The following is a 10,733-nucleotide window of genomic DNA, read 5'->3' as shown; positions in this document are numbered from 1 at the left end:
ACACGAGCGAGGCCCTGTTGGCGGCCTGTCCGCCGGGAGCCGAGATCCGCTGGCCCGCCCTGTACGTCAAGGCCCGTGTGGACGGCGACCGTGCGGTGCGCACCAAGGCGTTCGACGCGATGGCGAGTGGCGTGTGGGAGCTGACGGCCGCGGTGTGGCAGGAGACCGAACTGCTGCTGTGGAAGCCGCCGGCGGCGTGGTTCAGCGTCAATGCCTTCTACACCGTCGGCGGGCTGCGGAACTGGTACGTGAACTTCGAGCGCCCCACCGCTCGGACCGGCGATGGGTTCGACACCTTCGACCTCACCGTGGACTTGGTCGTCGACCCCGACCTGACAAGCTGGCAGTGGAAGGACGAAGACGAGTACGCGCACGTGCGGCGGCTCGGCATCGTCACCGACACCGAGCACCAGGCCGTGGACGCTGCCTGCGACCAGGCCCTCGCGATGCTCGAGGAACGCTCTGGCCCGTTCGCCGACGCCGCCTCGTGGTCGGCCTGGCGGTGGAACCCGGCCTGGCCCATCCCGAGCCTTCCGCGCTCCGCGGCGGCCGGACAGAGGGTTGCACCGACAGGCGGCTGAACCGTTGGCTGGACGGTTGCCTCCAGCGGGGGACCGAAGGTGGGACCGGAGGTGGGAGCCCCCCCAACCGGACACCGTCCATTCCGGCAGGTCAGCCCCAGTGGGCAAGCCGTCCGGAGACGATGACACCTCTTCCCCACGCGGCAGCCGAAGGGAAGAGGTGTCATCGGTCGGGGCGGAACGTCAGGCTGGGGCGGGCTGCAGAGCGGCGAGCGGGACCGCCGGCCTTTCTCCACCGCGCGCAGCTGCTCCCAGTCGACCTCGGGGTGCGCGGCGACCACCGCGTCGACGGACGCCGTGGTGTAGAGCGCGACATCAACGGCCCCGGCCCGACTCGTGCCGAAGCGGACCTCGATCGACTGCGGCGAGCGGACCCATCCGAGCCGCACCATGTGGTCGAAGTCGGCTCGGCGCACCCGAAGCCGGGCGGCGGCCTGCTCCGGTCCGAGCGGGGTGTCGGCGGCGACCAGCTCCGCCAGGTCATCACGCTGACAGACCTCCGCGACCTGGCCGGGGTGGTGCAGCGTCCCGTCGGGGTTCGCACTCAGGTCGATGAGCAGCCCCCGACCGACGAACCGCCGGACCATGAAGGCCGTCACGTTCGCCTTCTCGCCGATCACGTTCGGGGTGCCCAGGGCTTCGGCGATCCGGTCCGCCGCCGCGCCCCCGGAGATCGGCGGGGAGGGCAGCGCGGCCCGGATCGCGTCGGCGTCCAGCGCCTCCACAGCGGCCCGCGACCACTGCCAGGAAGACGCGTCCGGGTCAGGGATGAGCCCGATGTACCGCGCCCACCGGAAGGCAGCCGCGGACACCCGCAGGCGCTTGGTGGCCTGGGTCGCGTCGTACTCGGTCAGTCGTACTCGTGCCATGAGATCACCTCTCGCTTGTTCGCCTCGAAGCGGCGAACAGAACATGACAGAACATCAGAAAAGCTGTCAATACCTCTTCGAAATAGGCAAGTTGGACTCATGCAGCTTGGACTGCGCCCGCGTACGCGAGGGAAAATCACCCGCCCGGACGCCCCGCGAAGCACCGCTCGTGCCGTCATGGTTGGCCGACCATGAGGCCGACCACGCCTCCGGCCGTGCCGCGTCCAGCCCCGACCACGGCTGGTCAGCGCACGGCCGACGCCCGCAGAGGCTGGCCCCGGCTGGTTGCTTCTCGTGCTGCCCCTCTTGGTGTCCTTCGTGGGGCCTCTCGTGGTGCCTCTCGTAGTGCTCCTCGTGTTGCTTCGACCGGCTGGCCGTTGGCGTTCGGACGCGCGGCTGACCAGGTCGACAAGGGGCGGATACGTGCTGGTCTGGTGGCCGACTACTTCGCTACGGAGGGTCTGCGGGCGAAGCGGGGTACAGACCCGTGCCGTCGTCTGCGGGCGGCCGCGTGTCATGTCTGCCGGTGCCCGGATTCGGTCCAGCGGACTCGCTGGTCGGGGTCGTGGACGGGGCGCCACACGGGTGCGGAGGGGCCGTGGTGGAGCAGGTCGGCCAGTGGCGCCGCGAGGACGGGGACGTCGTACGGAAAGCGGCCCGGCAGCCCGGCCCCCGCGCGCAGGGCGCTGATCCGGTTGTCGACACCGGCGGGTCCGGTGCCGTCTAGGACTAACAGGATGCGGGGGAAGAGCGGGTAGCGCCGCCGCCACTCCTCCAGTGCCGGTTCCTGGAGGGTCGGCCGGCGCCCCGGGACCACGGGCACGTAGCGGTAGAGGCGCTCGTACACGGGCAGCTTGGCGGCGAGGCGTTCGGGGCCCATGGTGGCCCGGTCGACTTCCACGAACGCCCGCAGCATCGACCGTTGTCGCCGTCGGCGGGGCCGCGCTTGTAGTACAGGAGCGCGTCGGGGATGACGGCTTCGCCGCTGCCGATCGGGTGGTGGACCTCGGGGATCCAGTCCAGCGGCTGGCACAGCTCGCCGCGGCGGCGGGCGTCCTCGAGGAAGGCGAGCGCGGTCTCGGTGACGGTCAGCGTGTGGCCGGCCTTCAGCCGGACGGCGGTCGGATCGGCGACGGTCCTGGAGGGCCGGTGCCCGTGCATCTCGGGCCATTCGGAGGCGAGTTGCACGCCGTACGGGGTGGGGAACCACACCCGGGTTCGTCCGGCCTGGGGCAGGGTGATGCGGTCGACCAGCCCTTCGGCGCGCAGTCTGGCCAGCCTGCACCTCGTCTGCTCGATGCGCACTTCAGGGGCGATCACCCGGTGCATCTGCTCGGTGGTTGCCATCCGGTACTGCGTCAGCACGCCCAGCGCCAGCCGGTCTCCGCTGCCCGCGTCCACGCTGATCATCACGGATCTGCTCGCTTCCCGTCCGGTGCGGCGCCGTCCTGCCAGGCGCCGCGCGTACCGGACACAGCAGCAGCCGGCCCCGACCAGACCACCGACCACAAAGGCCCAACCACGGTCACGAAGCGACAACACCTCCGTCGACCAGGCCCAAATCCCCTCCGATAACCCGGCCGACAACCGACCGCACCCCCTGCCGCGCCTGCCCGCGAACCCGCAGGTCACCACGCTGGTCCAGCCGTGGCCGGGAGCCCGACATCCCCTCTACACCCCCGGACCACGCCCCACAGCAGGAAGAACAGAGAAGTGGGTGGGTGGGACAGGTACCGGGCGGCGGGCGAGGGGATCGGGCGCCGCTGGTGCTCCTCGCGCGCGACGGGCGGGGCCGCGCGCCCCGGCCGGGCAGACAAGCCCGCCCGGCCGGGGCGCCAGGAAGCCCAGCCGCACTGACCGCCCATGCTGTCGGAATGTCTCGTCCATGCCCGCTTGGCCATCATCGCCATGGCGTCATCGGCGCCCTGACCGCCCTCGGCATGCCCCCGGCGTCCATAGCAACCGCTGACACCCCTCCCCCCGGGCACCCTTCCGGCCGACTCGTCCGCATGCCGCCACGGTTCGGCTGGCGAGGCGCAGAGGGCTCACTTAGCGTGAATCTGATGAGCTGGCAGCATGGGAGGAAAAGTGGAGGATCTCAAGTACAAGATGATCATGGCCTTGGCCGCAGCGGACCTCGGGGGTCCTCTCTGTGAGCAAGTGGCCGGGATCTGCGCCGAGATTGCCGACCAGCACTGCATTCAGCTCCATGTCCGGTCCTCCGTCGACCACGTTCCCGAGATCCCCGTTCCGAGCCTTTCGAGGGCCAAGCTGTGACCACTCACATTCCTGCTGACGGGGGCCGACGTTGACTTCAGCCATGCAGCCGACCGTCGATGTGCGGCGCGGTCGGGAACGTTTCAAAACGAACCTGTCCTGGCTCGATTCCAAACATTCCTTCTCCTTTTCCCATCACGTCGACCCGCAAAATACCCATCACGGTCTTCTGCTGGTGAGCAACGACGACATCGTCACAGCAGGGACCGGTTTCGAGACTCATCCCCATCAGGACATGGAAATCGTCACATGGGTGTTGCAGGGGTCTTTGGTGCACCAGGACTCCACCGGACATTCCGGATTGATTTACCCGGGTCTGGCTCAGAGGATGAGTGCGGGAACGGGAATCCTGCACTCGGAGAAGAACGACTCGTGGCGTCTGGAGGGCGGGAGCACTCATAGCGACCCGGTGCACTTCGTGCAGATGTGGATCGTACCGGACGAGGCCGGGATCCCCCCGGGATACGAGCAGTTGGAGATCGACGACGAGCTCCTGCGCGGCGGTCTGACCACAGTCGCCTCCGGCATGGACAAGCACTCCGGCACCACCGCCATCCGCATCCGGAACAAGTACGCCGCACTGCATGCCGCCCGGCTCTCGGCGGGCGGCTCGGTCGCGCTGCCCGAGGCCCCGTTCCTCCATCTGTACGTGCCAAGAGGCAATGTCGTCCTGGAGGGCACAGGAGAACTCCAGGAGGGTGACGCGGTGCGCTTCACTGCGACCGGCGGCCAGCGCATCACGGCCGAACAGCCTGCGGGCGCGGAGATCCTCGTGTGGGAGATGCACGCCACCGTCCGAGGCTGGTAGCGGCGCACAGGCCACTCAACAGGCGGCCAGAGGGTGGCGCTACTGCGTAGCGGCAGCGACGGTGACAGGTCGGGAGCCCTGCCAGGTGCGCGCGGCGCACCGCCGGAACGGGCAGCGTCGTAAGGGCAGGATCGCCAGGTGGCAGCCCCATCGGCCAGGTGGCCACTCCCCGGCCGGCGAGAGCTGACTGCCGGGGATCGACCGCCAGGTGGGCACGTGTCCTGCAGCGCTCCCGCCAGGTGTCGACGCCGGCGCCGAGGCGGACCGGTGCCGGTCGAGCGGCTCTCGCGCCCTTTTACAGCAGCGCGGTGAAACACCACGGAGCCGTATCCCAGGTAGGGTCTTCGCCCGCACCGGCCAACGCCTTCCCCCTTGTTATTCGGGCGGAGCGGCTCCTGTGGCAGTGGCACCCTTCCAGCGAGCACTCTGGAAACGTACGCTGGCCCAAACCATGATCAATCCGATCGCAGCTCCGGACGGAAGAGCGGCAGCGAGGGGAGCGCCGACGCCGTAGACCAAGACGCCTGCGTCCGCGCCGATGATGACACTGGTGATGACGCCGATGCTGCCAGCAACGCTGAGCATCCGCTGAAACGGCCGCAGGCGCGGTGTCAACATGACCACGGCCTGTTCTGATCCCGCGACCGCGCGGAGAGCCTCCGCCAGCTCCGGAACCAGCTCGGTATAGATCGCGCGCAGTCGCGTGATCCGGAAGCAGAAATGCCAATCGTCAATCGAGATTTCCAGGCATCGGACGAAGGTCACCAGGCCCAGAAAGGCCAAAGATGAAAGCACCACCATTTGAAAGATGGTGGTACCGGCGTCGCGCCCTTCATGGCCGTAGAAACCGAGGGCGATAAGGGCGGCCGACACCGCCCCCAGGAAGATGCTGGCGCGGCCGTTGGCCTCACCAATTGTGCCAGCACGCGCACTCTGGAGATTGTAGTGCTCGGTGGTCAATAGAGTGATCCAAGCTGACGCCGCCCCGCCGGCGGCGGGGAGCCGCAAAGAATCCCCGTTGGGGGGCTGCGCGCATGGCGGCGTGGGATTGGATTCAGCCATAGGTTAGCAACCTAACATCGCTGCACGTAGATACGCTCAACTACCCGGTTTGGATGTGTCATCGAATCGTGCCTTGAAGCATACGATGACTGCGTGAGGCACGGATCGCGGCATGCTCCTTCCACCCAACGGGGGACGAGGGCCGGCATCTCTTGCGCGAGATGGATTCGGCGCCGCTCCCGGCGGGCACACCGCGGAACGTTGGCGCAGGGCGTCAACCAGGCCGGTGTGAGACATTGTCCGCCCGCCTGGAACAGAAGCTGGCTCCCACAGCCCGTCAGGAAGCCGGGAGCTGCGCCGGCGCGCAGACTGCAGTACCCGCATTGAGTGCCGAAACAACGCCCTGCGGTGGTGAGGGGCACGTTCAGGGGTGACGCTCGGAGGAAGCAAGCGACCGCTGCAAAGGAGCAGACACATGACGTTGCAGGTGGCCGTGCTGGGCGCGACGGGCGGCCAGGGCTCGGCGGTCGTTCGTGCGCTGCGCAGGGCCGGCTACCGCGTCCGGGCAGTGGTCCGCGATCCCCACAGCCCCCGGGCCCGGGCTCTGGCGGCCGGGAGGGTGGATGTCACAGCCGGGAATCTGGCAGACGCGTCGTCGCTCGCGGCTGCCTTTGCTGGTATGGACGCTGCTTTCGCGGTGACGACGCCGTTCGAGGAGGGGCCGCAGGCTGAGGTCCAGCAGGGACGAGCCATCGTGCAGGCCGCAGTGGAGTCTCAACTGCCGCATCTGGTGCTGGCTTCGGTTGCCTCGGCTGACCAGTCCACTGGTATTCCGCACTTTGAAAGCAAGCATCAGATCGAAGAGCTGCTTGTGCGCGAAGGGCCGCCGGCGACGGTGGTCGCGCCGACCTACTTCTTCGACAATCTCCTGGGAGACCTGCAGACGGTGGCATCGGGATTGCTGGAGCTGCCGCTCCCGCCAGAGCGACCGCTGCAGCAGCTCGCCCGCGACGATCTGGGCGCACTGGTTGCCGCAGTGATCGCGGACCGCCCCGGACACCTGGGCAGGAGGATCGAAGTAGCGTCCGACGATCCCACGCCTCTTCAGATGGCTACGACCTTGGAGCAGCTGTTCGGCCGCCCCGTCCAGGCCGTGGAGGTCCCCTTGTCTCTCGTCCGGGAAAGCAATGCGGACATGGGCGCGATGTGGAGCTACCTTCAAGGGCCCGGCTACCGAGTCGACATCCCGGCGCTGCACCGTTCCTACCCGGATATTCCATGGACCACGTTCGCCGATTGGGCCAGCACCGTGGCCAAGGAACTGTCGCCAGAGTGACGGCTGCTTCGAGCTTGATCATGTACTGCCCGGACATGCCGTCCCCGTACGGCACTGTCGATGACCCGGTCCACGTCGGCGCCGTGATCAGCGCAACGGGTACGCCCCGCCGAACGACCACGCCTGACGCCGCACAGCCCTGCGGCGGAGCGTCACGCCGTGAAGCTCCGCTTCCGCGTCACCGGTGCACCTCGTCAGCATGGATCCCGCGTGATCGTCCCTTCAAGGCACGCTTCTACTCCAGCAGCGTTTCTCCATTTTTCCTGGTCTTGTGTCCTGAACATGAAAGGGAGTTGATCGTAGGAAACTTCTGGAAGTGATGCTGTGTGGGAGATGAAGGTTTTGTGGCCCTTCAGAGCCGCCCTGTGGGGGGAGGCTCTAAACCGCCTCATGCTGCGTTACTGACCTTTCCGTTGGGTTGTCGGGGGTGACATTGCGTGATCCCTGCGGTAGTTCGGGGCTATTGATCTGAAACGGTAGGTGTTCTGGGTCGTTGATCCCTGCGTGAGTGAACTGGTGGGGGACGCACGGCAGTTGTCGCCGTTGGCGCAGGAGGCCCTTCGGCTGCGGGCGGTGGCCGCGTTGGTGGCGGGCCGGACTCGCGAGGATGTCGCGGCGGTGTTCCAGGTCTCGCTCAAGGCGGTGGACAACTGGTGGGCGAAGTGGCTGGCCGGCGGGCGCGAGGCACTCGTGGCCCAGCCACGCGGACGCCGGGTCGGCGAACATCAGGTTCTCGATGCGGTCGAGCAGCAGGCGATCCGGCAGGCCGTACTCGATCACCGCCCCTGTGACCTGAGGCTGGCTGGGCAGCTGTGGACGCGCGCCGCAGTGGGGGACCTGATCGCCAAGCTGTACCGGGTGCGGTGCGGTTGACCGAGCAGGGGGTGGGCAAGTAGCTGCGCCGCTGGGGCCTGTCCTTTCAGCGCCCGGACAAGCGGGCCGTCGAGCAGGGCGCGGAAGCGGTCCGCGTCTGGCAGCAGGAGACGTGGCCGGCGATCCGGGCCAGGGCGAGGGCCGAGGGCGGCGAGGTGCTCTTCGCCGACCAGGTCGGTATCCGTTCCGACCAGGTCACCGGCCGTACCTGGGGCGCCAGGGGATGCACCCCCGTCGTGCGCCGCACGGGCAACCGGTTCTCGGTCAACGCGTTGTCCGCGATCAGTACCAAGGGCCGCATGCACTTCATGGTCTTCACCGAGACCTTCGACGCCGACGTCATGTGCCGCTTCCTCGACCGGCTCGCGGGCCACTTCGACCGGAAGGTGCACCTCGTCGTGGACGGCCACTCCGCCCACCGCTCCCGCAAGGTCTGCGCCTGGCTCGCTGATCACCCGGACTGCATCGAGCTGCACTTCCTGCCGTCGTACTCGCCGGAGCTGAACCCCGACGAGCTGGTCAACGCCGACCTCAAACGGAGCCTTCCGATGCACAGCCGGGCCCGCGACCAGGCCCAACTCGCCGCCGAGACCCGCCGGTTCTTCCACCGGCGTCAACGTCAGCCACACATCGTCCGCGGCTACTTCGGCGGCCCACACGTCCGCTACATCCTCGAATAGAACCCTTTGAGTTTCGGATCAATAATTCTTTCTATTCCATTCTCCCGTAACTGAGCGACCCCAATCTGCGTCGTTGCCGTGTCTTCGTCCGTAGGCATGGCAGGTGCGAGGCTCAACGGCGGCGCGGCCGATGAGAGGGTCGGCTGCATCGACTGTTTCAAGGGCCGGGAGGGCCTGGGGGCTGAGGGTGTCGCGCGGGACCCTTTGTGAGTACCCCTGTGGACCTGTGGCGCACTCCTATGGCGAGTTCCGGTCGCCTCGTGCTCGCGTTGCCAACCTCTCGCCTGGGGCCCGTTGACATCCTCACCCTCGAGGAATAGGACAAAAGTTAGATAAAGGGTGAAAGGTGAGCTACTGAAGGAGGGTCTGGGTGCCTGCCCAGGCGACCGGCGCCTGGACTCCTTGACTGCGCGCCGTAGGAAGGAGGTGAGCACATGGGCGACACCGAGCAGGTACCTCAGGAGCCTGAGGCGACGCCGACCGAAGGTGAGCAGCCGACGGCGGAGGCAGCTGCAGAGGCGGAAGCCCCTGCGGCTGGCGAGACCGCGGAGTCTGAGGCGACGCCGACTGAGGGTGAGGAACCGACGGCGGAGGCAGCTGCGGAGGCGGAAGCCCCTGCGGCTGGCGAGACCGCGGAGTCTGAGGCGCCCTCAACCGAGGGCGAGCAACCCGCAGCCGAAGCGAGTGCGGAGGAGGCGCCGACGGCCGAGGGTGAGGAGTCGTCCGAGGGCGAGTAAGGGTGGCTGCACCCTGGCAAAGCGGTCAGCATCAGGGGCATCGACTGGGGATGCCCTTTCCGGGCGGCCGGACGAGAATGCACAAATGCGGCTGTCTCGTCCGGTCGCGTTTTCCTTCGTCCTCGCCCGCCGTGTGCGGCGGCTGCGCGCCGGAACCGGCGCGGACACATAGTCCACGTTCAATGCGGGCGAATGCCGACCACGGGCTTGTGTGCGTTGAGTAGTCGGCTGCGGTTGCGAGCAGGCGGTTGCGATCGCGGCTCGGCGGCTTCTGCACGGTGGCCGGCATCAACTAGATGTGCCATCTCATGATTGGTGCCGCACGCGTGATCACGATGTGATCGCTCCCGGCAGGGCGTGACAGGAGTGTTGCTCGGTGTCGCCGAGAAAGCCTGCGGCAACACCGCACACCCTGGTGTCACGGCTGGCTTCCCGGGCCGGTCATCGAAGAGGGCTTGTCCCACAGCTGATCTCAGCCCGCCGTCTCAAGTTGGGGCCTCTGCTCCCCAGTCCCACAGGGCTTGGAGGACCGGGCCGAGACGGTGTCCACGCGGGGTGAGCGCGTAGCGCACTCGCGGCGGCCAGCCCGGGCGACGGTCGCGCTCGACGACTCCGGCCTCGCCGAGCTGTGCCAGCCGGTCGGACAGCACCTTGTCCGACAACGTGGGCAGGGCCACGCGCAGCTCGCTGTAGGAGCGGTCGCCGCGCAGCAGCTCGCGAACCACCAGCGTCGTCCAGCGGCCGTGCAGGGCCGCCAGCGTGATCTCCACTGGGCAGGCGAGAGTAGGCGCCGCAACGTTCGCGTGTGGGTCATTGGGCAGCCCTGCCGGGTGACCAACCGTTCGGTGAGCCACGAGATCGCCTCCTAACGTGTAGAGCACTCGATTCTCCCGGCACGGAAGGACGTCTGTCGATCATGCGAGAACTGGCCGATCGGCCCGAAGAGGTGCCCGCAGTGTTCGCCGAGCGGTTCAACAGCGGCGACGCCACCGCGTTGGCGCAGGTCTACGAGGACGGGGCGGTGCTGGTCCCGCAGCCAGGAACGCCGGTGACCGGCCCGGACCTGCACGCCGCCAACGGCCGCCTGCAGAAGCTCGGAGTCCCCATCTCGGTCCGTCCGCGGCACGTCTACCGCAACGGAGACCTGGCGCTGCTGATAGTGGACTGGGCCATCGACGGGACCGGCCGTGACGGCCGGGCGGTGCACGTCGAGGGCACCGCTACCGACGTCGCCCGGCGGGGCTCGGACGGCCGCTGGCGGTACGTCATCGACAACCCCTTCGGTCCCCGTTCACAGCAGCTCGCCGCCGAGGACGCCGTGGAACCAACGTCCTGAAAGAGCACAACTAGCGGCGGCGGTGTGTAGTCGGCGTGCGGTGCCGTGCGCGGGCGATCAGCAGGGCGACGTCGTCGTGGTTGTCGGGGTGCCGGAGATCGTGAAGGAGCCGGTCGCAGGTTTCTTCCAACGGGGAGTCGGGTGCGTCGAGGAGGTGGAGGAGGGTGTCGAGGCGTTCGTCGATGGGGTGGTGGCGGGTTTCGACGAGTCCGTCGGTATAGAGGACCAGTTGGT

General features: G+C 68.0%; 13 protein-coding genes. 9 read left to right on the top strand and 4 right to left on the bottom strand.

Features of this window, described 5'->3' with window-relative positions:
- Together ACTWQJ_RS36680 and ACTWQJ_RS36675 are read left to right on the top strand one after the other, a co-directional pair.
- The coding region (locus tag ACTWQJ_RS36680; protein WP_443310780.1) for a DUF402 domain-containing protein at positions 1–581 on the top strand (581 nt) is incomplete at its 5' end.
- A 1,467-nt stretch (positions 582–2,048) separates the two neighbouring features.
- Positions 2,049–2,177, top strand: coding sequence for a hypothetical protein (locus ACTWQJ_RS36675; protein ID WP_443310779.1), 129 nt, complete (start codon positions 2,049–2,051; stop codon positions 2,175–2,177).
- A 2-nt stretch (positions 2,178–2,179) separates the two neighbouring features.
- Here the strand turns inward: ACTWQJ_RS36675 and ACTWQJ_RS36670 are convergent, their stop codons facing one another.
- Positions 2,180–2,860 (bottom strand): replication-relaxation family protein, encoded by a 681-nt coding sequence (locus ACTWQJ_RS36670; protein WP_443310778.1) that lies wholly within the window; start codon positions 2,858–2,860, stop codon positions 2,180–2,182.
- A gap of 678 nt (positions 2,861–3,538) precedes the next feature.
- On the opposite strand from ACTWQJ_RS36670, the gene ACTWQJ_RS36665 reads away from it, so the two are divergent.
- On the top strand, positions 3,539–3,727 hold the full coding sequence (locus ACTWQJ_RS36665) for a hypothetical protein (RefSeq protein ID WP_399664072.1): 189 nt from the start codon (positions 3,539–3,541) through the stop codon (positions 3,725–3,727).
- Positions 3,728–3,770: 43 nt separating this feature from the next.
- A complete protein-coding gene (locus ACTWQJ_RS36660; protein ID WP_443310777.1) occupies positions 3,771–4,535 on the top strand; it encodes a pirin family protein in 765 nt (254 codons plus the stop codon).
- Between the two features lie 375 nt (positions 4,536–4,910).
- Here ACTWQJ_RS36660 and ACTWQJ_RS36655 read toward each other — a convergent pair whose 3' ends face one another.
- Positions 4,911–5,495 carry a hypothetical protein gene (locus ACTWQJ_RS36655; RefSeq protein WP_443310776.1) on the bottom strand — a complete coding sequence of 195 codons (585 nt, stop codon included), beginning with the start codon at positions 5,493–5,495 and terminating at the stop codon, positions 4,911–4,913.
- 517 nt (positions 5,496–6,012) lie between these two features.
- Here ACTWQJ_RS36655 and ACTWQJ_RS36650 point away from each other — a divergent pair.
- The 4 genes from ACTWQJ_RS36650 (at position 6,013) to ACTWQJ_RS36635 (ending at position 9,163) form a co-directional block, all read left to right on the top strand.
- The gene (locus ACTWQJ_RS36650) at positions 6,013–6,873 is read left to right on the top strand and encodes an NmrA family NAD(P)-binding protein (protein ID WP_443310775.1); all 861 of its coding nucleotides are present in this window, start codon (positions 6,013–6,015) and stop codon (positions 6,871–6,873) included.
- Between the two features lie 504 nt (positions 6,874–7,377).
- Entirely contained in the window at positions 7,378–7,746 is a 369-nt protein-coding gene (locus tag ACTWQJ_RS36645; protein ID WP_443310774.1) for a helix-turn-helix domain-containing protein, read from the top strand.
- A 23-nt stretch (positions 7,747–7,769) separates the two neighbouring features.
- Positions 7,770–8,426, top strand: coding sequence for an IS630 family transposase (locus ACTWQJ_RS36640; protein ID WP_443310781.1), 657 nt, complete (start codon positions 7,770–7,772; stop codon positions 8,424–8,426).
- A 434-nt stretch (positions 8,427–8,860) separates the two neighbouring features.
- Positions 8,861–9,163 (top strand): hypothetical protein, encoded by a 303-nt coding sequence (locus ACTWQJ_RS36635; protein ID WP_443310773.1) that lies wholly within the window; start codon positions 8,861–8,863, stop codon positions 9,161–9,163.
- Positions 9,164–9,648: 485 nt separating this feature from the next.
- On the opposite strand, the gene ACTWQJ_RS36630 is transcribed toward ACTWQJ_RS36635, so the two are convergent.
- Positions 9,649–9,933, bottom strand: coding sequence for a winged helix-turn-helix transcriptional regulator (locus tag ACTWQJ_RS36630; RefSeq protein WP_443310772.1), 285 nt, complete (start codon positions 9,931–9,933; stop codon positions 9,649–9,651).
- A 146-nt stretch (positions 9,934–10,079) separates the two neighbouring features.
- On the opposite strand from ACTWQJ_RS36630, the gene ACTWQJ_RS36625 reads away from it, so the two are divergent.
- Positions 10,080–10,499 carry a YybH family protein gene (locus tag ACTWQJ_RS36625; protein ID WP_443310771.1) on the top strand — a complete coding sequence of 140 codons (420 nt, stop codon included), beginning with the start codon at positions 10,080–10,082 and terminating at the stop codon, positions 10,497–10,499.
- 10 nt (positions 10,500–10,509) lie between these two features.
- Here the strand turns inward: ACTWQJ_RS36625 and ACTWQJ_RS36620 are convergent.
- Positions 10,510–10,733 (bottom strand): SpoIIE family protein phosphatase (locus tag ACTWQJ_RS36620; protein WP_443310770.1); only part of this gene is annotated, 224 nt, incomplete at its 5' end.

The sequence above is a fragment of the Streptomyces sp. KR55 genome, from assembly GCF_052245645.1.
Lineage (GTDB): Bacteria > Actinomycetota > Actinomycetes > Streptomycetales > Streptomycetaceae > Streptomyces > Streptomyces flavusporus.
This window is presented reverse-complemented; position numbering and strand designations above follow the sequence as displayed.

Excerpts from the sequence above, each read along its gene's own strand:
- ACTWQJ_RS36670 (WP_443310778.1), bottom strand. The coding sequence starts at position 2,860 with ATGATCAGCGTGGACGCGGGCAGCGGAGACCGGCTGGCGCTGGGCGTG.
- ACTWQJ_RS36660 (WP_443310777.1), top strand. The coding sequence starts at position 3,771 with ATGCAGCCGACCGTCGATGTGCGGCGCGGTCGGGAACGTTTCAAAACG.
- ACTWQJ_RS36625 (WP_443310771.1), top strand. The coding sequence starts at position 10,080 with ATGCGAGAACTGGCCGATCGGCCCGAAGAGGTGCCCGCAGTGTTCGCC.
- ACTWQJ_RS36635 (WP_443310773.1), top strand. The coding sequence starts at position 8,861 with ATGGGCGACACCGAGCAGGTACCTCAGGAGCCTGAGGCGACGCCGACC.
- ACTWQJ_RS36650 (WP_443310775.1), top strand. The coding sequence starts at position 6,013 with ATGACGTTGCAGGTGGCCGTGCTGGGCGCGACGGGCGGCCAGGGCTCG.